This is a genomic window from Paenibacillus xylanilyticus (assembly GCF_013359935.1).
Taxonomy (GTDB): domain Bacteria; phylum Bacillota; class Bacilli; order Paenibacillales; family Paenibacillaceae; genus Paenibacillus; species Paenibacillus xylanilyticus.
Map to the genome: position 1 here is coordinate 34,341 of NZ_JABMCB010000124.1, position 21,766 is coordinate 56,106.

Sequence of the window (21,766 nt, forward strand, 5' to 3'; positions counted from 1 at the left end):
CTCCGGCCGAAGCCGGAGCAAGACGCGAGCCTGATGAAAAACGCCGGTCATCATGCGCCCGAAGCGGTTACTCCACTCCGACCTCTGAACCCTCAAGGTTGAGGCTGAGCTTGTCGCTCGCAGCGTCATCTTCATCGTCCATTTCTTTCATTTCAATCTCTTGCTCATCTTCGCTCAAAATCTTAACGTCCATACCCAAGCTTTGCAGCTCTTTGATCAATACTTTGAATGATTCAGGAACACCTGGTTCCGGAACATTCTCACCTTTGACAATGGACTCATACGTTTTCACCCGACCAACAACATCATCGGATTTAACTGTCAAGATTTCTTGCAGAGTATAAGCAGCGCCGTAAGCCTCAAGCGCCCAAACTTCCATCTCCCCGAAACGTTGTCCACCGAATTGGGCTTTACCACCAAGCGGCTGTTGCGTAACGAGTGAGTAAGGACCTGTGGAACGGGCATGGATTTTATCATCAACCATGTGCGCCAGCTTGATCATGTGCATGACGCCGACAGTTACTTCACGTTCAAATTCTTCACCCGTACGGCCATCGTACAGAACGGTTTTACCATTACGCTGCATACCTGCTTCTTCCATCGTATCGAAGACGTCATACTCCTTCGCTCCGTCGAATACAGGGGTAGCTACGTGAATACCGAGCTGCATGGCAGCCATACCCAAGTGAACTTCGAGTACCTGACCGATGTTCATCCGGGAAGGTACGCCCAGCGGGTTAAGAACGATTTGAACTGGTGTACCGTCCGGCAGGAAAGGCATATCTTCTTCCGGCAGGATACGGGCCACAACCCCTTTGTTACCGTGACGTCCGGCCATTTTATCACCCTCGGAGATTTTCCGTTTTTGAGCGATATACACACGAACGAGTTGGTTAACACCAGGAGGCAGTTCATCACCGTTTTCACGGGTAAATACTTTCACATCAACTACGATACCATCAGTACCGTGAGGCACACGCAAGGAAGTATCACGTACTTCACGTGCTTTCTCACCGAAAATCGCATGCAGGAGACGTTCCTCTGCAGTCAGTTCAGTTACACCCTTAGGTGTTACTTTACCAACCAGAATGTCGCCAGCAGCAATTTCAGCACCGATCCGGATAATACCGCGCTCATCGAGGTTACGCAGCGCTTCTTCCCCAACGTTCGGGATATCACGTGTGATCTCTTCAGGTCCGAGCTTGGTATCACGCGCTTCTGACTCATATTCCTCGATGTGGATGGAAGTATAAACATCTTCCTTAACGAGTTTTTCACTAAGCAGAATCGCATCCTCATAGTTGTAACCTTCCCAAGTCATGAAGGCAACTACGACGTTACGTCCCAGAGCGAGTTCACCCATTTCCGTCGAAGGACCATCGGCGAGGATGTCACCAGCTTTGACAACAGCACCCCGTTTGACGATCGGACGTTGGTTAATGCATGTTCCTTGGTTCGAACGCATAAATTTGTGTAATTTATATTTAACGATATCGCCTTTAACTTCCTGACCATCTACCTCTTCCACACGACGGAGCCAGATCTCATTCGCAGAAGAACGCTCTATAATCCCGTCATATTTGGAGACAATACATACACCGGAATCTTTTGCAGCTTTGTGCTCCATACCTGTTCCTACAAGCGGAGCTTTAGGAATCAAGAGTGGAACCGCCTGCCGCTGCATGTTCGATCCCATGAGCGCACGGTTGGAGTCATCGTTCTCAAGGAACGGAATGAGCGCCGTAGCGACGGATACAACCTGTTTAGGAGATACGTCCATGTAGTCAACTCGCTCACTCGGCATCGTAAGGATGTTATCCGATTGCTTGTTGTAACGTACAATGATCGCTTCTTCTTCAAATGTACTATCTTCATTCAGTTTCGCATTCGCCTGAGCGATGACATAGTTATCCTCTTCGTCTGCTGTCAGGTAATCGATTTGCTCTGTTACGACACCCGTCTTCGGATCTACCCAGCGATACGGAGCTTCAATGAAACCATACTCGTTCACACGGGCAAATGTAGACAAGGAGTTGATCAAACCAATGTTTGGTCCTTCTGGTGTCTCGATCGGACACATCCGTCCATAGTGGGATGGATGGACGTCACGGACTTCCATGCCTGCACGCTCACGCGTCAAACCACCTGGTCCGAGTGCGGACAGACGACGTTTATGCGTCAACTCACCGAGTGGGTTCGTTTGATCCATAAACTGCGACAGCTGGGAGCTACCGAAGAACTCTTTAATGGATGCAATAACAGGACGTATGTTAATCAGAGCCTGCGGCGTGATTACGTTAGCATCCTGAATGGACATTCTCTCACGAACGACACGTTCCATACGGGACAAACCGATACGGAACTGGTTTTGCAAGAGTTCACCAACCGAACGCAGACGACGGTTACCCAGGTGATCGATATCATCAGTGCTTCCGATGCCGTGCAGAAGGTTAATGAAATAACTGATCGAAGAAATGATGTCAGCCGGTGTTACGTTTTTCACTGATTTATCAATATTTGCATTGGCTATCAGCTTAACGACTTTACCATCTTCAATTGGTGAGAAAACATCAATGGTTTGCATTGGGATATCATTTGCATCCAGAACGCCGTTAGCCACGTGATACGTGCGGAAACCAACGCTTTTCTCCAGATGCGGCATAATTTCGTCCAGCAAACGACGGTCAACCATTTGACCTGCTTCGGCAATAATCTCACCTGTTTCAGTATCAACGAGAGACTCAGCCAAACGTTGATTGAACAAACGGTTTTTGATGTGGAGCTTTTTGTTGATTTTGTAACGACCCACGTTAGCCAGGTCATAGCGTTTTGGATCAAAGAAACGTGCTACGAGCAAGCTTTTCGCATTATCCAGCGTTGGCGGCTCGCCCGGACGGAGACGCTCATAAATCTCAATCAGCGCTTTCTCCGTGGAGTCAGTATTGTCTTTGTCCAGCGTGTTGCGAATATATTCGTCATTACCGAGCAGATCCAGAATCTCAGCGTCTGTGCCAAAACCAAGTGCACGCAGGAGAACCGTAACTGGTATTTTACGTGTACGGTCGATCCGGACGTATACGACATCCTTCGCGTCCATCTCCAGTTCGAGCCAAGCGCCGCGGTTAGGAATAACTGTAGCGGTATACGTTTTTTTGGCGTTCTTATCTACTTTGGTACTGAAGTAAACGCTAGGAGAGCGAACCAACTGGCTGACAATAACCCGTTCCGCACCATTAATAATAAATGTGCCGGTTTCGGTCATCAGCGGGAAATCTCCCATGAATACTTCCTGCTCTTTGACTTCTCCGGTTTCCTTATTAATGAGCCGGACTTTGACCCGAAGCGGTGCTGCATAAGTAACGTCACGCTCTTTCGCGTCGTCTACTGTATACTTCGGTTCACCGAGACTGTAATCGATAAATTCCAAAATCAAGTTTCCTGTAAAATCCTGGATCGGCGAGATATCCTGGAACATTTCGCGCAACCCTTCCTCCAAAAACCAATCGTAAGATTTTTGTTGGATCTCAATCAGGTTCGGAACTTCGAGTATCTCGTTAATTCGTGCATAACTGCGCCGAGTGCGTCGACCATATTGAACAAGATGTCCTGCCAACTTAAACTCACCCCTCAATGTCTACTCACTTTAAAAATTTCGTTGCGAACCTCTGTTTGTAACCTTATAATGGTACACATACAGAGCAAAGCAATGCATCCACAAATAAAGAAAAGCCCTTACTCGAATGTCGTTCGAAAAAAGAGCAACTTTGATCGGCGGATGTCTTTCCAAATCATACTTATCCCCAGTTTGCCCAAAATGTACATATTATACGCCAAACGTAGGCATAATAAGCCCGTTCGGCGTAAAAAAAGGTTGACATTTTTAGTTAGCTAAAGCCAAGTAGGGCATCTTAATACTGACATTTTACAATAATACCACGACCTGATTTTCAAGTCAATAGTCCTATTGCAAAAAAAATCATCCCCTGCTTACTTTACAAATCGGAAACTAGTCTATGGACGATTCCTCCGCTTTCACCGCTTTGAAAATCCGGTAGCCTTTATCCTTCGTCACTTCTTCCACTCTGCCAAACAAGGATTCCAACTTCGCTTTTGCGGAAGGAGCTCCCTGCTTTTTCTGAATGACAACCCACAACGATCCGCCTACCTTCAAATGCTGATGTGCCTGCTCAAATATGGCATGAACCGTTTCTTTTCCCGCTCGAATTGGCGGGTTGGTCAGGATTACATCAAAGTCTTTCTTATTTACTTCAGCCAGTAGATTGCTTTGCATTACTGTTACATTTGTAATTCCATTTGCTTTTGCATTTTCCCTGGAAAGTTCAACCGCTCTCTCGTTGATATCGATCATGGTGACATGTCCTTCCGGTGCAAGCTTGGCTGCCGTAAGACCAATCGGTCCATACCCACAACCCACATCCAGAACATGAGCTCCAGCAGTTAACTCCATTGCATCAATCAGCACTCTGCTGCCGTAATCAATTCCGTTTTTGGAAAATACACCTGCATCCGTAACGAGTCGCAATTTCCATCCACGAAGCTCCGCCTCAGTTGCCCGTCTGTCATGTGCGACCTGCGGTTTGTCCGAATAATAATGATTGGACATGTCCTCACTCACTTTCCATATACAATTACAGCAACAAACCCCTTGATATAAGTCAAGGGGTTTGTTGTTTTGTTCATTTAGCTAATGAAAGCCAAATTATTTAACTTCGATTGAAGCGCCTGCTTCTTCCAATTTAGCTTTGATGGATTCAGCTTCTTCTTTGCTAACTTTTTCTTTCAATGCTTTTGGAGCATTGTCAACTACTTCTTTAGCTTCTTTCAGGCCAAGACCTGTGATTTCACGAACTGCTTTGATAACGTTGATTTTGGAAGCGCCAGCGCTTGCCAAGATTACGTCGAACTCGGATTGCTCAGCTTCTGCAGCTGCAGCGCCGCCACCAGCAACAGCTACTGGAGCTGCAGCAGTTACGCCGAATTCTTCTTCGATTGCTTTAACAAGATCGTTCAGTTCCAGTACAGTCATGCCTTTGATTGCTTCCAAGATTTGCTCTTTACTCATGATTGAACCTCCATATATAATTTTATTTTTTTGTAATTCAGTGCCGCCTAAGCAGCTTTCAGATCAAGTAGCTTACGCGCCTTGTTCTTCTTTTTCCGCAACAGCTTTAACCGCAAGCGCGAAGTTGCGCACTGGCGCTTGAAGCACGCTGAGGAGCATGGAGAGGAGACCTTCGCGGGATGGCAGTTCTGCCAATGCTTTAACTTCTTCTACTCCGATTACACGACCTTCAACAACTGCACCTTTCAATTCCAGTGCGTCGTTCTTTTTCGCGAAGTCGTTCAGAATTTTGGCTGGAGCCACAGCATCTTCGGCGCTGAATGCAATTGCAGTAGGACCTGTAAGAACGCTATCGAGTTCTGTCAGTTCTGCTGCAGCAGTCGCACGGCGAAGCAATGTGTTTTTCAGCACTTGGAATTCGATTCCGGCTTCACGAAGCTGCTTACGCAGCTCAGTTACTTGGGCAACGTTCAGACCGCGATAGTCAACAACAACTGTCGTAGCGCTCTCGCGCAACTTTGCTGTAACTGCATCAACGGACTCTTGTTTTGCTTGAATCACTTTTGCGTTTGCCAAACTGTACACCTCCTGATCAAATTTATCCCATTAAGAAAAGCCTCCGTAGAATCACGAAGGCTTGATATATACTCATCATCGATTTGCATCGTTCTAAGTTCTATAATCACACCTCGGTAGGAAATTAAGCCTGATGGCACCTACTGTCTACGGCAAGCATATTCAAATGTCAACGGTCAGTCACTCGGACTCACAACTTTTATAGAATATCAGAACAGGACAAGCCTGTCAAGAACTATTATCTAAAAGCTGCTGCGTTCACGCGTGCGCCAGGGCCCATCGTGGAAGAAAGACTTACATTCTTCAGATAAACACCTTTTGCTGCCGCCGGTTTAGCACGGTTCAAAGCATCCATGAGAGCTTTAAGGTTCTCATTCAGTTGCTCAGAAGAGAAAGAAGCTTTACCGATCGGTGCATGAATTTGACCTGCACGATCCAGACGATATTCGATTTTACCGGCTTTGATTTCTTGAACAGCCTTGGATACATCGAAAGTTACCGTTCCGGCTTTAGGGTTAGGCATCAGACCTTTACCGCCGAGCAGTCGGCCCAATTTACCTACTTCACTCATCATATCTGGTGTCGCTACGCAGACGTCGAATTCGAACCAGCCTTGTTGGATTTTGTTGATCATGTCTGCATCACCAACATAGTCCGCGCCAGCCGCTTCCGCTTCTTTCGCTTTGTCACCTTTTGCAAATACCAATACGCGTTGTGTTTTACCTGTGCCGTGTGGCAAGACAACAACACCACGTACAGCCTGGTCTTGTTTACGTGGGTCAACGCCCAAGCGTACTGCTGCTTCGATGGTTTCATCGAATTTTGCAGTGGCTGCCTTTTTCACAAGCTCTACAGCTTCTGAAGGCTCGTAAGTTGCTTCGCTGTCAATCAGCTTAGCAGCTTCCAGGTATTTTTTACCGTGTTTAGCCATGTTATATTCCTCCTTTGTGGTGTTAGCGGATATACCTCCCACATCAACCGGCCGCGAATCGGCCGGCTTTACGAAGCCATGTTTCAAATGAAAGATTAGTCTTCGATGGTGATACCCATGCTACGGGCAGTACCTTCGACCATACGCATTGCGGACTCAACGCTCGCTGCATTCAGGTCAGGCATTTTTTGTTCTGCGATTTGACGTACCGCATCACGTTTAACGGTAGCAACTTTTTTCTTGTTCGGTTCGCCGGATCCTTTTTCAACTTTAGCTGCCACTTTCAACAGAACTGCTGCTGGTGGAGTTTTAGTGATGAAAGTAAAGGAACGGTCTTCGAATACTGTGATTTCAACAGGAATAATCAATCCCGCTTGATCGGCTGTACGAGCGTTGAACTCTTTACAGAATGCCATGATGTTGACACCTGCTTGACCCAAAGCTGGACCTACCGGAGGCGCTGGATTCGCTTTACCTGCTGGAATTTGCAGTTTTACCATTTTGATTACCTTTTTTGCCATGATTGACACCTCCTTGCAAAATAGTGGTTAACGAACCTTTCGGTCCTCCCACAAGAAACTTGAAGAGACTATATCTTCTCCACTTGCGTATATTCCAACTCAAGCGGTGTTTCCCGTCCAAACATGTTCACGTGCACTTTCAACTTGCTTTTGTCTACCAAGATTTCTTCCACGGAGCCCACAAAATTCGCAAAAGGACCAACTTTGATACGTACGGATTCCTTAATGTCGAATTCAATTTTCGGCTTCGGCTCAACCATGCCCATATGCTTCAGAATTTGTTCCACTTCTTCAGGCAGCAGAGCGGTTGGTTTGGACCCGGAACCTGTCGAACCGACAAATCCCGTAACACCTGGTGTATTGCGAACAACATACCAAGAGTCATCCGTTTGGATCATTTCCACCAAAACGTAACCGGGGTAAACTTTACGCATTACGGTCTTTTTCTTACCGTCCTTGTTTACCACTTCTTCTTCCATAGGAACAAGAACGCGGAATATCTTGTCTTCCATGCCCATGGACTCTACGCGTTTTTCCAAATTGGCTTTGACCTTATTCTCATACCCTGAGTAGGTATGAACGACGTACCATCTTTTTTCCATATCAAGCCACCTGGGACCCTTCTTAAATAATCGCTTCGATCACAGCGGAGATGCCGATATCAACGACCCAAAAAAACAGCGTCATAACCACAACAGTACCAAGAACGATCAATGTGTAGTTGGTCAGCTCTTTACGATTAGGCCAGCGAACTTTTTTAAGTTCAGCCCAGCTTTCTGAGAAAAAGGAAATCAGAGATTTGAAACTACGTTTCACGCCGACTACACCTCCCAAAAACTATCTGGTTTCGCGATGAGAAGTCTGCTCGTTACAAAACTTGCAAAATTTCTTCATCTCCATGCGGTCGGGGTGATTACGCTTGTTTTTTGTCGTAGTGTAATTTCTTTGTTTGCAGTTTGTACAAGCCAAAGTAATAATTACCCGCATGATGTACACCTCCCGAAGACTTCCACTTTAAAGGAGAGTCTCTAAATTGATCCTAAAAAAAAGCCGCGAATTTAGGCCTACCTAAAACACTTTATCACAAGGGTATAACCATGTCAATGAAAGAATAGCCTTTCATTACTGGGTAAAAGTTCCGTACAAAAAGCGTGTAGATCGGGCGTCTCTGATTTTTTCTCTTCTCCTGCTTGGACCAAGCGATTACTAGTATTATCAATCTTTTGACTTATAAACTTAAAGCAGCAAAAAAAGACTCAAACCCCGAGCCTTTTCCGTCATCAACAACATTGTTCAATTATCTCGAACTTCCAGGTACTTTTCAAGTTTGCGCTTAACACGCTGGAGTGCATTGTCAATGGACTTCACATGCCGGTCCAAATCTACTGCAATCTCTTGATAAGATCTCCCGTCCAGATACAACATCAACACTTTTCGTTCCAAGTCACTTAAAATCTCTGACATCTTATCTTCCAGGCCCACAAATTCTTCCTGATTAATGATAAGCTCCTCAGGATCACTGACCTGGGTTCCACAAATCACATCGAGTAACGTACGATCGGATTCTTCGTCATAAATGGGCTTGTCCAATGATACATAGGAATTAAGCGGAATATGTTTCTGACGTGTTGCCGTCTTGATTGCCGTAATAATCTGTCTGGTGATACACAGCTCGGCAAAAGCTTTGAACGAAGCCAGTTTGTCCCCTTTGAAATCACGGATGGATTTGTAGAGGCCAATCATTCCTTCCTGAATAATATCTTCCCGGTCTGCCCCAATCAGAAAATAAGATCTTGCCTTGGCGCGTACAAAGTTGCGATATTTGTTAATCAAAAACTCCAGCGCTTCGCTTTCACCTTCACGGACCGCTTCGACAATGTCTTCGTCACTTTGGTAATCATACTTAGATAACATGATATCTTTGAGGTCGACACTCACAGACAATCCCTCCGGCTGCAACGCAAGGTACACCGTTACTCTACTCTATGAAATATACGAACAGTATATATGATGGCACCTCACACCGTCAACCACGCTCTGCCTAAAAAAGAACATCAATAACATAATTGTCAAGACTTTCAATATTGAAATATTTGTAAAACCGTACTCCTATTCCCTTCGCCAACGCTCAAACTGCTTCAGAACTTCCGGGCTGAGCTTGGCTCCAAGTGTATTACGCTTGGACTTGGCCTGGTCTTCCTCCAGACGCTTCTGCAGTTCTTTTTCATTCTGCTCGACTTCAATCAACAGTTCCCTTGCAGATACACGCAGTGCTCCCTGTCCAAAAATGACATGCTGTTCTACCATATCGCTTGTGGCCACATAGATTTGGCGTCTCCGCGAGCTTAGTTCCCGTACGAGTCTCTCAATGCATTCGTCAGCCGTCTCTTTTTCCTTGGTGAAATATATCTGCACTTTGCTCTGTGTAAATGTTTTACCAAGTCCGGGTACGAGATAGGCATCAAAAACAACGATGACCTTGCGACCAGAGAACGCCTGATAATCAGCAAGACGGAAGAGGAGACGATTCCGCGCCTCCTCCAGCCCGCTTTCCGCCAGTCTGGACAGCTCTGGCCAGTCGCCAATCATGTTATACCCGTCTACCAGAAGCACATCCCGGGAATCAGCCATACCATCTATCCCTGTGCTTGGCGCGAACGGAGCACTTCGTACATGACAACACCCGCCGCCACGGAAGCATTCAGAGAGTTAATCTGCCCTTGCATCGGCAGCTTGATCAGCACATCGCATTTTTCCCGAATGAGCCTTCCCATACCTTTGTTCTCGTTCCCGATCACCAATGCCACTGGACCAGTAAATACCCCGTTACCAAATACACTTTCCTGCGCAGCTACATCTGTACCCACAACCCAAACGCCTGCTTCCTTGAGACGATCGATCGTTTGTCCCAGATTGCTCACACGTGCCACGGGTACATACTCCACAGCCCCGGCGGATGTTTTGGATACCGTAGCCGTCACTGCAGCCGAACGACGTTTGGGTACAATCACGCCATGAGCCCCCGTGCAGTCCGCTGTCCGCAAAATCGAACCAAGGTTATGCGGATCCTCAATCTCATCCAGTAGAATCAGAAACGGTTGTTCATTTTTGGCATGTGCCGCTGCGAGGATGTCATCTACCTCCACATAAGCGTATGGCGCTGCTTGGGCAACAACCCCTTGATGCTGAATACCTGGTACCGTTTGGTCCAGTTTACGCTTGTCCACATGCTGAATCACGATACCGAGTTTCTTCGCCTCCGCGATAATCGGTTGAGTCAAATGCTTCTGTGCTGTATCCGCGATCCATATTTTATTAATGGTCCGGCCTGAACGCAGCGCCTCCGTCACGGAGTGCTTACCAGCAATCCATTCTTCTTCCATTTTGTTCGATCCTCTCTATTGCGCCTTGCAAGTACTCCCTTGCAGGCTTGTACCACAAGGACGGCTATGTTTAGTTTTTATTTTGTCGTTGATTGCGAATTGTTTTCTGCATGCTCGATGCCCTGGGTAATCAGTTGGATCATGCGATCATGCCGACCACTACTGTACAGGTAACCAATAAGGCACTCCAGCGCCGTGGCATGTCTGTATTCCAGTACATCCGCATTTTTGGGGATACTGCCAGACTTGGCGTTACGCCCCTGCCTTACAATGTCGCGCTCTTCTTCGGTCAATACTTCCTCTATCCCTGTCAGGATGCGGCTCTGTGCCTTGGCTGATACCAGACCTGTTGCGCTGCGGTGCAGATGGTTTGGGCGCATATTGGCTTTGGACAACAGATACTGCCTTACCGCCACCTCATACACTGCATCACCGATATATGCGAGTGCGATCGGAGGAATCAGCCTTGCAGGACGGGAAGGCGGGTATGGAAACCACCCTCCCTGTACCATTACCTCTGTTTGTTCCCCACCTGAATGTTTGCTCTGTTCAGATTGTTCGACAGTTTCAGACAACTTTTCCAGCTGCTTCTCGCTCATTTGCGCCGCCATCTCATCCCTTGAGCCGTATCCTCAAGCAATATGCCCTGCGCAGACAATTCGTCCCTGATTTCATCAGCTCGTGCCCAGTTCTTGGACTTGCGTGCCTCCGTACGCTCTTCAATCAGGCGTTCAATCTCTTCATCCAGAAGCTCTGGCTCAGCGTCCGTATAAATGCGAAGTACCGCATTCAATTCACTGAAGAGTTCAAGCAGCGCACGGATTTCCGCAGCGTTCACGACTTCTTTTTGCAGCAGTTGGTTTGCTTCAGCAGCCCATTCAAACAAAGCTGTAATCGCATCCGGAGTATTGAAATCATCCTGCATTTTCTCATGATACTGCTGACGGATCTGCTCCAGTTTGGCAGCAAACTCTGCCGTAATATCCTGATCTACCGTTACTGCCTGCAAACGATGCTTCAGATTGCCTACGGCATTCGCGATCCGATCCACACTGTTTTGCGCTTGTTCCATTGTATCTTCGGTAAAGTTCAGCGGATTGCGATAGTGTGTCGACAACATGAAATATCGAATGGCTTCACGTTTGTACTGTGTCCGAAGGTCTTTTACAAGCACTCCGTTACCGAGCGATTTCGACATTTTTTCGTTATCGATGCGGATAAATCCGTTATGCATCCAGTAGTTGGCGAGCGGTTTGCCTGTCAACACCTCGGATTGGGCGCATTCGCACTCATGGTGCGGGAACTGCAGATCCTGTCCGCCTCCGTGTATATCGAGCGTATCACCCAGGTATTCACGCGCCATGGCAGAGCACTCGATATGCCAGCCTGGTCTTCCATCCCCCCAAGGGCTGGACCAATAGATCTCACCCGGTTTAGCCGCTTTCCAGAGTACGAAGTCTTCCGGATGTTCCTTGCGTTCATCTACACCAATCCGGATCCCAAACTGCAATTCCTGCAGGTTCTGCTTTGACAATTTGCCGTACTCCTCGAATTTGCCGGTGCGATAATACACGTCGCCACCATTTTCATAGGCAAATCCCTTCTCAACCAGCTCACGGATAAAATCAATAATGAGCGGCATATTCTCCGTTACTCTCGGGTTACTGCTCGCCTTTGGAATCCCCAGTCCCTCAAGATCTTCGTAGTACGCCGCAATAAACTTCTCTGCGACATGAGGAACATCCGTACCAAGCTGTTCAGCTTTGCGAATCAGTTTATCATCAACATCCGTGAAGTTTACAACGTAGTTCACTTCATGTCCTGTCTGTTCCAGATAACCGCGAACTGTGTCGAAAAAAATAACCGGACGTGCATTTCCGATGTGAATGTAATCATACACTGTCGGTCCGCATACATACATTTTCACTTTCCCCGGCTCTTGGGGAACGAAATTCTCTTTGGTACGACTCATCGTATTGTAAATTTGAAGCGTCATGGTCACTTTCCTTTCATCCATACTTCCTTATTTATTTATTGTATCACGGGAATTCTCACTCTTGCGGGTATCCTGTAGTGTACGCACCTCTTCACGCAACCGTTCAATCTCTTGCTGCATACTGCGCAGGGAGTCAATGACCGGATCGGGCAGCTGCTGGCTCAAACGGTCTACCCGTCGTCCATCCTGTTTGACGATTCTTCCCGGTATGCCTACAACGGTGCTGTTGGATGGCACTTCTTTGAGTACCACGGAGTTGGCTCCAATGTTACATTGATCACCAACACTGAATGAACCGAGTACTTTGGCTCCGGATGAGATAACCACATTATTGCCAATCGTCGGGTGTCTCTTTCCTTTTTCTTTCCCTGTTCCGCCAAGAGTAACCCCCTGGTAAATAACAACATCATCGCCAATTTCACAGGTTTCTCCAATAACGACGCCCATTCCATGGTCAATAAACAACCGATTCCCAATGGTAGCTCCAGGGTGAATCTCGATTCCTGTCATAAAACGGCTGATCTGCGAAATGAACCGGGCGACCGAGAACCAACTGCGTTTGTAAAAAAAGTGTGCGATCCGGTGCGCCCATATCGCATGCAGCCCCGAATAGGTGAATACGACCTCGAACCATCCCCGGGCAGCCGGATCGTTTTCAAACACCGCCTGGATATCTGATCTGATCTTCTTAAACATGCTCGTTCCCCTCTTGTTCAGGTCTTCGTCCTCCGGCATCCCGGACGGCGCAGCCCTCTTGGTAGTGTACTGCTGACTCGCCCTAAACAAAAAACGCCTCTGCAGCATAATGCTGCAGAGGCGTTAATCGCGGTCCCACTCTGCTCGGTTCACTCTTACATAACAGGATTGGTCAGCCAAGTACGCTGTTCCTTTCCTGCACAAATAAGAATGCACCCTCAAGCGGTTCGGTAACGGAAACCAACCGTCACAACCTATCCTGACGTTTTCCTCTTCTGCACGTTCAAGAGGCGGGGCCGGATTCGGCTGTGCAGCTCACGGGCGCATTTCGGCTGACGGACAGCGGATGGCTCACAGCCACCGCAGCCAAAGAAATTCATTCTTTGCCGTGGGGCCATCCTCTCTGAATCTGTCCGGTTCAGTCTACTCCTCCCGGTCTTTGCTGTTCTATGGATTAATGTAAAATGTTTAAATAATGATTAATGTCATTTAACCTTCGTGTTGCTATTATAGCGAAAAGGTTATGGACTGACAACAGCCTTGCGGCATCTTTGGCCAAACTAAATACCTGAGTTCAGGAACAGAAATACACGGAGCTAACCGTCCTGTATTACGCGCCTTTCACCTGTGCATGCAGACGCTCGATAACCGTATCCCGGCCAAGCAGCACGATCGTCTGATTCAGGTCACGTCCATGAGTCTGCCCAGTCAGCGCAACACGAATAGGCATAAAGAGCTGTTTGCCTTTAAATCCGGTTTCCTTCTGTACTTCCTTGATCAACGCAGCCATTTTGCTTGGTGTAAACTCTTCGCTTGCCTGCACTTTATCGGCAAAGGCCTTCAGAACCGTTGGTACCTGTTCTTCCCCAAGTACTGCGGCAGCTTCTGCATCAAGCTCCAGATGGGAGCGGAAGAACACCTCCGACAATTCCACAATGTCGGAAGCTGCCGTCATTTGCTCCTGATACAGGTGAACGAGCGTATTTGCCCATTCCTTCTGTTCAGGTGACAACTCAGAAGCAATCCGGCCTGCCTTTTGCAGATGTGGAATAGCCATTTCAGCAATACGTTCCGGGTCTGCATGTTTAATATAGTGATTGTTCAAGTGCGCAAGCTTATGCGTATCAAATACAGCAGGGCTCTTGGACAAACGTTTGGTATCAAAGATGGAAATCAGCTGCTCCTGCGAGAAAATTTCCTCTTCACCTTCTGGCGACCAGCCAAGCAGGGAGATGAAGTTAAACATCGCTTCCGGCAAATAGCCGAGCTGATCATATTGTTCAATAAACTGAATGACGGATTCATCCCGTTTACTCAGCTTCTTGTGATTTTCATTCACGATCAGCGTCATGTGACCGAATTGCGGCGGCTCCCAGCCCAGCGCTTCATAGATCATCAGCTGGCGAGGTGTATTTGAGATGTGATCTTCCCCACGGAGAACGTGGGAAATCTTCATTAGGTGATCATCCACTGCAACTGCATAGTTGTAGGTGGGAATGCCGTCCTTTTTCACAATGACGAAGTCGCCCGATTCCTTGCTGTTGAATGAAATTGTGCCTTTAACCATGTCATCGAACGTATATGTACGTTCTTCCGGTACACGGAAACGAATACTTGCAATGCGGCCCTCAGCTTCAAACGCACTGATTTGCTCTGGGGTCAGGTCACGGTGCTTGCCCGAATAACGCGGGGTTTCTCCACGTGCCGTCTGCTCCTCACGCTCCTGCTCCAATTCTTCTTCCGTACAGAAGCAGCGGTAAGCCAAACCTTTGTCCAGAAGTTCCTGGGTGTATTTGCGGTAAATGTCCAAACGTTCCGTCTGACGGTAAGGTCCGTATTCTCCGCCCACATCAATACTTTCATCCCATTCGATTCCGAGCCATTTCAAATATTTCAGCTGGCTTTCTTCACCACCGGCAATGTTCCGTTTCACGTCAGTATCTTCAATACGAATGATGAATTTCCCGTTATTATGCTTAGCATACAAATAGTTGAACAGCGCCGTACGGGCATTCCCGATATGCAGGTGTCCCGTTGGACTTGGCGCGTAGCGCACACGAACTTCTGTGCTCATAAAATATCCCCTCCGTATCTAGTTGGTTGATAATATCATACACGAACAAGGCAAACAACCGATTGGGCGGCAATGCCCTCTCCCCGTCCAGGGAATCCGAGCTGCTCTGTGGTCGTTGCTTTCACATTTACCTGGTCAACATCCGCTTCCAGCGCTTTGGCAATGACCTCAGCCATCTGTGGAATGTAAGGAGCCATTTTCGGTTTTTGTGCAATAATGGTTGAATCGATATTGCCCAAACGATATCCGCGGTCTTTCACGAGCTGCCATACATGCTCCAGCAGTTTGAGGCTGTCCGCATCCTTGAACTCCGGATCAGTATCCGGAAAGTGTTTGCCGATATCCCCGAGTGCAAGAGCACCCAGAATCGCATCACTGATGGCATGCAGCAGCACGTCTGCGTCCGAGTGTCCAAGCAAGCCTTTTTCATAAGGAATGGTTACTCCGCCAATAATGCACGGCCGTCCTTCCACCAACTGGTGTACATCAAATCCCTGTCCTACACGTATCATCGCTTCTTCTCTCCCCCAAGCAAAAACGCGGCATATTCCAAATCTTCCGGCGTCGTTAATTTGATGTTGGTATAACTGCCTTCCACAACCTTGACGGGCAAACCCTGGCGCTCAGCCAGCATCGCATCATCTGTCCCAAGGAATCCGTCGTTTGCCGCCGACTCGTAAGCACGCAGCAGCGAAGAAAGACGAAAAGCCTGCGGGGTTTGAATACTCCACAGACTGCTGCGGTCAGGCGTCGCCGTAACGATCCCCTCCGCATTCACTTGTTTAATCGTATCCTTAACGGGAACGGCGAGTACAGCGGCTCCCCCCGACATCGCGGCCTCCATGCAACCTGTAATCTGCTTACGGTCAACAAAAGGACGTACCCCGTCGTGAACGAGAACCCAATCCGTCTTCAGGGCCTTCAGGCCTTCATGAACAGAATGCTGTCTCTCTTTCCCTCCGGGGATGACACGGACACGCGACTCCAGTCGGTATTCTTTTACCCAATCCAGGCAGCGTTCAACATCTGCGGCTCCGGTTACCAGCACCATTTCACTGATCTCCTTCAGAGCGGCAAACACCTCAAGCGTATGTATGAAAACGGGCTTGTCCTGCAGCAGCAGAAACTGCTTGCTCTCGGTTGTGCCCATTCGGGTTCCCCGACCTGCTGCCACAATGACGACACCCCACCCTTTATCCATGCCGCAATCCCTGCCTTGTCTGTCAGTTTATCGTCCCGGAGATATCATTCACTTATAATATACTCGTAACGATACACTACCCATCATACCGCTTTATTGGGCTTTTTCCAACAGTTTCGGCTTGGCAAAAATCATTCGTCCCGCGGAAGTTTGCAGCACACTGGTCACCAGCACTTCCATCATCATGCCGATGTACTCTCGTCCGCCTTCCACAACGATCATCGTACCGTCATCCAGATAAGCAACACCTTGACCATGCTCCTTACCGTCCTTGATGATTTGAACCATAATCTCTTCACCAGGAAGCACCACAGGCTTCACCGCATTCGCGAGATCGTTAATGTTGAGCACGGATACACCCTGAAGCTCACAAACCTTGTTCAAGTTAAAGTCATTCGTGACGACCTTGCCCTGAAGCACTTTCGCAAGTTTGACCAGTTTGCTGTCCACTTCCGATATTTCTTCGAAATCACCCTCGTAAATGAGTACCTTGACGTCGAGTTCTTTCTGAATTTTGTTTAAAATATCAAGCCCGCGCCGTCCTCTGTTCCGCTTCAGCAGATCCGATGAATCAGCAATATGCTGAAGTTCCTCCAGAACGAATTCCGGAATGACAATAGTGCCTTCGATAAAACCGGTTTTACATATATCAGCGATGCGGCCATCAATAATGACACTGGTATCCAAAATTTTATGCTCTTCCATCCGTTTGTCTTCGTCCACCTCTGGGTGACCCCACCGCCCAGACATCCAGAATGCCCCCAGATCGTCTTTCTTGGCCATGGCCAGCATGTACCCCGAATATCCACTAACTGCCGTCAGTGCCACCTGAAGCACCTCTCCTGCTGTCCCCAGCCAAGCCAAACATGGATAGAGCAGCAAGGCTACCAGCAATCCTGCAACCGTCCCTGCTGCGCCGGCCGCCAGTTCGTTCATCGGTACTTTGGCCAGAGCATCGATCCCATTCTGTAGTCTGTTTGCCAACAACGCTCCACCAATATTGCACACGGCCATAAACAATACAGCTCCCAGTGCCGTTGCTACCCCTGCTCCCAGCAGCCCTGCCGACTGAATCCATTCAGCCATCCAAGGGACGGATTTTCCTGCCAGATGATATGCCGTGTAGCCAAACCATGCACCGCACAATCCTGTAAAAGTTAAAATGCCTTTTTTCCACATATGTCCCTGCACCTCCTTCAAAAGTTCTTGATCTTCATATCCAGTATGATCCAATTCTCAGAATACTAATCCCGCTCAGAAGAACTTTTTGGAATTGTTGCAATCGTCAGTTGAAAGAAGGTAAATTATTGGCATATAATGAATTCAATTCATATCCCGAGGTGAGTAGCAAAATGAGTACGCTAAGTTTACAGGCTTTTCAGGATCAGGTTTCCGAGCTGTTGCTGCGTCATCGCAGTCTGATTGATGTACTGTCCAAAACAGGACAAGCCGGAGCTTCTGTCAACCGAGCCGTGTCCAAGGCCATTACCGAATGCGGCTGCATTGAGCTGCACGCCACCAAGCAGAAATATGCCCCCGAGAGCGGTATCGCTCAAACCAAAGGCCTGCTGGAGACGCATGTGGAAGGTGAATTGTGTGAGAATTGCAAAGAGGTCATCAGCTCCGAACTGGGGCGGAACCTGTTTTATATGTCAGCTCTCTGCAATCTGCTGGATATCAACATGGAAGAAGTCGTGAATCACGAGTCACAGAAATGTTCGACGTTAGGGATGTTCAATTTGTCGTAATGAACTGCAACTTCGCTGTACAAAGATAGGTACTGTATAGATTTGAATAACAAAAAAAGCACGTACACTCCTGAAGGAGAATGCGTGCTTTTTATTATGCATTTTTGGGGCATTGATGCGAATTAAAAGAATTCACCGATCGGAAGACCGGGAAGACTTCTCTTCCTTGCGCTTCTTCGCCCGGTTACGCGAGGCTGCCGTCCGCATATTATGCTTCATTCCATACAGGGCGTACAGCACCAGGGGAATGAAGATCAACTTCGACAACTGTTCCGGGAAAATGACAGCAACCGCTACAGCGAAAACGACCACCCAAGGTGCAATCCAGATCGCTTTTCGCGGCAGACCCACCTTTTTGAAATTCGGGTATTTAAGTGAACTTACCATCAAATAGGATAATAACAATGTGGCTATCATCATGCTAACCGGACCAATATCCTTGTTAAACAACGTTAGCGTTGCAAGCACACCTCCGGCTGCCGGAATGGGCAGACCCGTAAAATATCCGGGAATCCCAGGTCTTACGTTGAAACGTGCTAGTCGAATGGCTCCGCAGATGGGAAAGCTTGCTGTGGCTACCCAGGCGAGAACCGGAGAGGCATCCTGAAAGGATACCATAAACATAATGAGCGCCGGAGCTGCGCCAAACGAAACCATGTCGGACAGGGAGTCGAGCTCTTTGCCGAATTCACTCTGGGCATTAAGCGCACGCGCAACCCTGCCATCCAAACCGTCCAGAAGCATGGCAACGATCACCATAATGGCGGCCAGGCTGTAGTTCCCATCGATTGCAAGCAGTATCGCCATCATTCCAAGAAACAGATTACCCAAGGTAAAGAGGTTCGGAATGAATTTGGTTAACATCGTTGCTTCACCTCATCATCTTCAAGCCGTTATAGGCAAATCTATCCATGATCGCTCTGGATTACATTTGTCTGTCAATAAACATCTGCTCCTGCAGACGCTTCAGACCTTCCTTAATGGTCCGGGCACGTACCTCACCAATACCGTCCACTTCATCCAGCTCTTCAATTGTTGCCATAATCACATGAGGCAATTGTTCAAATTGATCCACCAGGTTATGGATAATGACATTTGGAAGACGTGGTATCTTATTCAATACCCGATATCCGCGTGGTGCAACCGAATCTTCCGAAGTGGCAGCCGACGATGGATAGCCGAGCAGACGAACAATATGATGTGCATCGAGCAACTCATCATCCGAAAGTCGTTTGAGGCCCACGATAATTTCGCGGATTTTCTCGTCACTGTCGTCCCGAGCATAGTCCTTGTAGAGCAACCACGCCTCTTCCTCCGTTGTTCCGACCAATTCTTCCATCTGCATGGAGATCAGCCGCCCCTCATTCCCGAGTTCATGGATGTAGCGCTTAATTTCCGTTTTGATGCGCATCACCATTTCGGTACGCTGAATCACATTCACTACCTCAGGGATGGTTACCAATTCCTCGAACTCGGAGGCGCTCAGATTCGTAAGGGATTGCGTCAGTACAGCTTTGTATTTCTCAAGCGTTTGGATCGCCTGATTCGCCTTCGTTAAAATAACTCCGATTTCCTTCAGCGAATATCTAAGCGTTCCCTGATACAAGGTAATAATATTCCGGCGCTGCGATATCGATACGACCAATTTACCCGTTTGCTTTGCTACCCGCTCTGCCGTCCGGTGACGGATCCCTGTCTCTGAGGAAGAGATGGACGAATCCGGGATCAACTGGGTATTGGCGTACAGAATACGCTTTAAATCCTCACTAAGAATAATGGCACCGTCCATCTTGGCGAGCTCATATAGATAGTTGGGGGAGAAATCACAATTAATTGAGAATCCCCCGTCAACGACTTCCATTACTTCAGGGCTGTATCCTACAACAAGCAGTGCCCCCGTCTTGGCGCGCAGCACGTTTTCCAGACCTTCGCGGAAAGGTGTCCCTGGTGCGATCAGCCTCAACAAATCATTCATCTTATCCAGTTGGCTCGTATCCTTCATCTTGTTATGCCCCCTAATCTAAAGCAACCGCTAGTGCATCTGCCACGGTATTCACACCGATCAGTTGTATCCCGCGAGGATGTTTCCAGCCCTTTAAGCTTTTCTCCGGTAAAATGACTCGCTTGAAGCCCAGTTTCTCGGCTTCCTTCACACGTTGTTCAGCCCGTGATACGGCCCGAACCTCACCTGTCAAACCAATCTCGCCAAAAATAACGTCATCCGGCTTGGTCGGCACATCTCTCAAACTGGATGCAATGCTCACCGCAACCGCCAAATCTACTGCCGGTTCATCGAGCCGAACGCCTCCGGCCACATTCAGGTATGCGTCCTGTGTTTGCAAAAACATGCCCATCCGCTTCTCGAGAACCGCAATAATCAGGTTCAGCCTATGATGGTCTATCCCTGTTGCCATACGGCGGGGAGATGGAAAATGAGTTGCCGAGATGAGTGCCTGCAGCTCAACCAGCATAGGCCTTGTGCCTTCCATACTGGCGACTACGGTAGAACCCGCTACACCGAGCGGACGTTCGGACAAAAAGAGTTCCGAAGGGTTGCCCACTTCGCGCAATCCATCCTCACCCATTTCGAAAATACCAATCTCATTGGTTGAGCCAAAACGGTTTTTCACCGCACGCAACAATCGATACGTATGATGTCGTTCTCCTTCAAAATAAAGAACACAATCCACCATATGTTCCAGCATCCGCGGACCGGCAATCGCCCCTTCTTTCGTAACATGCCCCACAAGGACGGTTGCAATGCCTCGCCCTTTGGCGATGCGCATAAACCGGGAAGTACATTCCCTTACCTGCGCTACACTGCCGGGTGCACTGGTGACTTCTGGCAGATATACCGTCTGAATGGAGTCGATGACAAGAAAATGCGGCTGGATCTGCTCCACCGCTTCCTCTACACGTTCCATATTTGTTTCACACAGCACATACAGTTCAGGAGAGAGCGCATCCAGACGGTCAGCCCGTAATTTGGTTTGCTTCACCGATTCCTCCCCCGAAACATATAACACGCGCAAACCTGAATGGGTTAGAGCATGAGAAGTCTGCAACATCAGAGTTGACTTTCCGATTCCCGGATCTCCGCCCACCAGCACGAGAGAACCCGGAACAATTCCGCCGCCCAATACCCGGTTCAGCTCTCCGATTCCAGTCTGCACACGCGGTTCCTGACCGCTATCTATATCTATGATGGGAAGGGGTTTATCTTTACTGTCAAAGAGGGGGGAATTTCTCCCTTGTGTTTTGACAACCGTTTCTGTTTCTTCCACCATGGAATTCCATGACTGACAACCCGGACATTTGCCGTACCATTTGGGGGCTTCATAACCACATTCCGTACATTGAAACTTGGTTTTAACTTTGGCCACTTCAGCACTCCTAGGATTTATTTTATAACAGCATTTTGCATTTTTCGACGAATTTTGCCTAACTTCCTGACGTGCAGGGTTAATAAAAGTTTACCATTGTTTGAGATTTTTCGTAAAGGATTATCGTAAACTTTACACATGTTCCATGAACAGCAAAAAATCCTCCCCGGCCGA

At 48.0% G+C, this 21,766-nt stretch carries 23 protein-coding genes and 1 other annotated feature; of the genes, 1 reads left to right on the top strand and 22 read right to left on the bottom strand.

Annotated elements, in window-relative coordinates:
• Positions 1-67: 67 nt before the first annotated feature.
• From rpoB to HP552_RS02575, 19 genes are all read right to left on the bottom strand, one after another.
• Positions 68-3,613: a DNA-directed RNA polymerase subunit beta gene (gene rpoB / locus HP552_RS02485; protein WP_175394100.1), complete on the bottom strand. Its 3,546-nt coding sequence runs from the start codon at positions 3,611-3,613 to the stop codon at positions 68-70.
• Between the two features lie 393 nt (positions 3,614-4,006).
• Positions 4,007-4,624, bottom strand: a complete 618-nt coding sequence (locus tag HP552_RS02490; RefSeq protein WP_175394101.1) for a class I SAM-dependent methyltransferase — start codon at positions 4,622-4,624, stop codon at positions 4,007-4,009.
• A gap of 96 nt (positions 4,625-4,720) precedes the next feature.
• The gene (gene rplL / locus HP552_RS02495; RefSeq protein ID WP_175394102.1) at positions 4,721-5,083 is read right to left on the bottom strand and encodes a 50S ribosomal protein L7/L12; all 363 of its coding nucleotides are present in this window, start codon (positions 5,081-5,083) and stop codon (positions 4,721-4,723) included.
• A gap of 72 nt (positions 5,084-5,155) precedes the next feature.
• Positions 5,156-5,659: a 50S ribosomal protein L10 gene (gene rplJ / locus HP552_RS02500; RefSeq protein WP_095293427.1), complete on the bottom strand. Its 504-nt coding sequence runs from the start codon at positions 5,657-5,659 to the stop codon at positions 5,156-5,158.
• 24 nt (positions 5,660-5,683) lie between these two features.
• Positions 5,684-5,830 (bottom strand) — a sequence feature (ribosomal protein L10 leader region).
• Between the two features lie 67 nt (positions 5,831-5,897).
• Positions 5,898-6,590: a 50S ribosomal protein L1 gene (rplA, locus tag HP552_RS02505; RefSeq protein ID WP_175394103.1), complete on the bottom strand. Its 693-nt coding sequence runs from the start codon at positions 6,588-6,590 to the stop codon at positions 5,898-5,900.
• A 95-nt stretch (positions 6,591-6,685) separates the two neighbouring features.
• Positions 6,686-7,111, bottom strand: a complete 426-nt coding sequence (gene rplK / locus HP552_RS02510) for a 50S ribosomal protein L11 (protein WP_175394104.1) — start codon at positions 7,109-7,111, stop codon at positions 6,686-6,688.
• Between the two features lie 68 nt (positions 7,112-7,179).
• Positions 7,180-7,713, bottom strand: coding sequence for a transcription termination/antitermination protein NusG (nusG, locus tag HP552_RS02515; protein WP_056697652.1), 534 nt, complete (start codon positions 7,711-7,713; stop codon positions 7,180-7,182).
• A 22-nt stretch (positions 7,714-7,735) separates the two neighbouring features.
• Positions 7,736-7,927: a preprotein translocase subunit SecE gene (gene secE / locus HP552_RS02520; protein ID WP_024633600.1), complete on the bottom strand. Its 192-nt coding sequence runs from the start codon at positions 7,925-7,927 to the stop codon at positions 7,736-7,738.
• Between the two features lie 21 nt (positions 7,928-7,948).
• Positions 7,949-8,098, bottom strand: a complete 150-nt coding sequence (rpmG, locus tag HP552_RS02525) for a 50S ribosomal protein L33 (RefSeq protein WP_072735843.1) — start codon at positions 8,096-8,098, stop codon at positions 7,949-7,951.
• Between the two features lie 306 nt (positions 8,099-8,404).
• On the bottom strand, positions 8,405-9,049 hold the full coding sequence (gene sigH, locus HP552_RS02530) for an RNA polymerase sporulation sigma factor SigH (protein ID WP_024633601.1): 645 nt from the start codon (positions 9,047-9,049) through the stop codon (positions 8,405-8,407).
• A gap of 171 nt (positions 9,050-9,220) precedes the next feature.
• On the bottom strand, positions 9,221-9,742 hold the full coding sequence (locus HP552_RS02535) for an NYN domain-containing protein (protein ID WP_175394105.1): 522 nt from the start codon (positions 9,740-9,742) through the stop codon (positions 9,221-9,223).
• Positions 9,743-9,747: 5 nt separating this feature from the next.
• Complete coding sequence (rlmB, locus tag HP552_RS02540; protein ID WP_175394106.1) at positions 9,748-10,494, bottom strand: 23S rRNA (guanosine(2251)-2'-O)-methyltransferase RlmB; 747 nt, start codon at positions 10,492-10,494, stop codon at positions 9,748-9,750.
• A 77-nt stretch (positions 10,495-10,571) separates the two neighbouring features.
• Positions 10,572-11,006, bottom strand: a complete 435-nt coding sequence (locus HP552_RS02545) for a Mini-ribonuclease 3 (RefSeq protein ID WP_175394119.1) — start codon at positions 11,004-11,006, stop codon at positions 10,572-10,574.
• Positions 11,007-11,089: 83 nt separating this feature from the next.
• Positions 11,090-12,490: a cysteine--tRNA ligase gene (gene cysS / locus HP552_RS02550; protein WP_175394107.1), complete on the bottom strand. Its 1,401-nt coding sequence runs from the start codon at positions 12,488-12,490 to the stop codon at positions 11,090-11,092.
• Between the two features lie 27 nt (positions 12,491-12,517).
• On the bottom strand, positions 12,518-13,186 hold the full coding sequence (gene cysE / locus HP552_RS02555) for a serine O-acetyltransferase (RefSeq protein ID WP_175394108.1): 669 nt from the start codon (positions 13,184-13,186) through the stop codon (positions 12,518-12,520).
• A 610-nt stretch (positions 13,187-13,796) separates the two neighbouring features.
• On the bottom strand, positions 13,797-15,260 hold the full coding sequence (gene gltX / locus HP552_RS02560; RefSeq protein ID WP_175394109.1) for a glutamate--tRNA ligase: 1,464 nt from the start codon (positions 15,258-15,260) through the stop codon (positions 13,797-13,799).
• 35 nt (positions 15,261-15,295) lie between these two features.
• Entirely contained in the window at positions 15,296-15,772 is a 477-nt protein-coding gene (gene ispF, locus HP552_RS02565; protein WP_095293433.1) for a 2-C-methyl-D-erythritol 2,4-cyclodiphosphate synthase, read from the bottom strand.
• Entirely contained in the window at positions 15,769-16,461 is a 693-nt protein-coding gene (gene ispD / locus HP552_RS02570) for a 2-C-methyl-D-erythritol 4-phosphate cytidylyltransferase (RefSeq protein WP_175394110.1), read from the bottom strand. The genes ispF and ispD overlap by 4 nt, the downstream gene beginning before the upstream one ends.
• 93 nt (positions 16,462-16,554) lie before the next feature.
• Positions 16,555-17,640, bottom strand: coding sequence for a PIN/TRAM domain-containing protein (locus tag HP552_RS02575; protein ID WP_175394111.1), 1,086 nt, complete (start codon positions 17,638-17,640; stop codon positions 16,555-16,557).
• 173 nt (positions 17,641-17,813) lie between these two features.
• On the opposite strand from HP552_RS02575, the gene HP552_RS02580 reads away from it, so the two are divergent.
• Positions 17,814-18,209, top strand: coding sequence for a nucleoside triphosphate pyrophosphohydrolase family protein (locus HP552_RS02580; protein ID WP_095293446.1), 396 nt, complete (start codon positions 17,814-17,816; stop codon positions 18,207-18,209).
• Positions 18,210-18,341: 132 nt separating this feature from the next.
• Here the strand turns inward: HP552_RS02580 and pssA are convergent, their stop codons facing one another.
• From pssA to radA, 3 genes are all read right to left on the bottom strand, one after another.
• On the bottom strand, positions 18,342-19,073 hold the full coding sequence (gene pssA / locus HP552_RS02585) for a CDP-diacylglycerol--serine O-phosphatidyltransferase (RefSeq protein WP_175394112.1): 732 nt from the start codon (positions 19,071-19,073) through the stop codon (positions 18,342-18,344).
• Positions 19,074-19,134: 61 nt separating this feature from the next.
• The gene (disA, locus tag HP552_RS02590; RefSeq protein WP_175394113.1) at positions 19,135-20,211 is read right to left on the bottom strand and encodes a DNA integrity scanning diadenylate cyclase DisA; all 1,077 of its coding nucleotides are present in this window, start codon (positions 20,209-20,211) and stop codon (positions 19,135-19,137) included.
• A gap of 13 nt (positions 20,212-20,224) precedes the next feature.
• Positions 20,225-21,592, bottom strand: a complete 1,368-nt coding sequence (gene radA, locus HP552_RS02595) for a DNA repair protein RadA (RefSeq protein ID WP_095293438.1) — start codon at positions 21,590-21,592, stop codon at positions 20,225-20,227.
• Positions 21,593-21,766: the final 174 nt, after the last annotated feature.

Bases quoted from the DNA above. Each gene is read 5' to 3' on its own strand.
- HP552_RS02490 (WP_175394101.1), bottom strand. From the start codon at position 4,624: ATGTCCAATCATTATTATTCGGACAAACCGCAGGTCGCACATGACAGA.
- rplL (WP_175394102.1), bottom strand. From the start codon at position 5,083: ATGAGTAAAGAGCAAATCTTGGAAGCAATCAAAGGCATGACTGTACTG.
- rplA (WP_175394103.1), bottom strand. From the start codon at position 6,590: ATGGCTAAACACGGTAAAAAATACCTGGAAGCTGCTAAGCTGATTGAC.
- rplK (WP_175394104.1), bottom strand. From the start codon at position 7,111: ATGGCAAAAAAGGTAATCAAAATGGTAAAACTGCAAATTCCAGCAGGT.
- nusG (WP_056697652.1), bottom strand. From the start codon at position 7,713: ATGGAAAAAAGATGGTACGTCGTTCATACCTACTCAGGGTATGAGAAT.
- rpmG (WP_072735843.1), bottom strand. From the start codon at position 8,098: ATGCGGGTAATTATTACTTTGGCTTGTACAAACTGCAAACAAAGAAAT.
- HP552_RS02535 (WP_175394105.1), bottom strand. From the start codon at position 9,742: ATGGCTGATTCCCGGGATGTGCTTCTGGTAGACGGGTATAACATGATT.
- rlmB (WP_175394106.1), bottom strand. From the start codon at position 10,494: ATGGAAGAAGAATGGATTGCTGGTAAGCACTCCGTGACGGAGGCGCTG.
- HP552_RS02545 (WP_175394119.1), bottom strand. From the start codon at position 11,006: ATGGTACAGGGAGGGTGGTTTCCATACCCGCCTTCCCGTCCTGCAAGG.
- cysS (WP_175394107.1), bottom strand. From the start codon at position 12,490: ATGACGCTTCAAATTTACAATACGATGAGTCGTACCAAAGAGAATTTC.
- cysE (WP_175394108.1), bottom strand. From the start codon at position 13,186: ATGTTTAAGAAGATCAGATCAGATATCCAGGCGGTGTTTGAAAACGAT.
- gltX (WP_175394109.1), bottom strand. From the start codon at position 15,260: ATGAGCACAGAAGTTCGTGTGCGCTACGCGCCAAGTCCAACGGGACAC.
- ispF (WP_095293433.1), bottom strand. From the start codon at position 15,772: ATGATACGTGTAGGACAGGGATTTGATGTACACCAGTTGGTGGAAGGA.
- ispD (WP_175394110.1), bottom strand. From the start codon at position 16,461: ATGGATAAAGGGTGGGGTGTCGTCATTGTGGCAGCAGGTCGGGGAACC.
- HP552_RS02575 (WP_175394111.1), bottom strand. From the start codon at position 17,640: ATGTGGAAAAAAGGCATTTTAACTTTTACAGGATTGTGCGGTGCATGG.
- HP552_RS02580 (WP_095293446.1), top strand. From the start codon at position 17,814: ATGAGTACGCTAAGTTTACAGGCTTTTCAGGATCAGGTTTCCGAGCTG.
- pssA (WP_175394112.1), bottom strand. From the start codon at position 19,073: ATGTTAACCAAATTCATTCCGAACCTCTTTACCTTGGGTAATCTGTTT.
- disA (WP_175394113.1), bottom strand. From the start codon at position 20,211: ATGAAGGATACGAGCCAACTGGATAAGATGAATGATTTGTTGAGGCTG.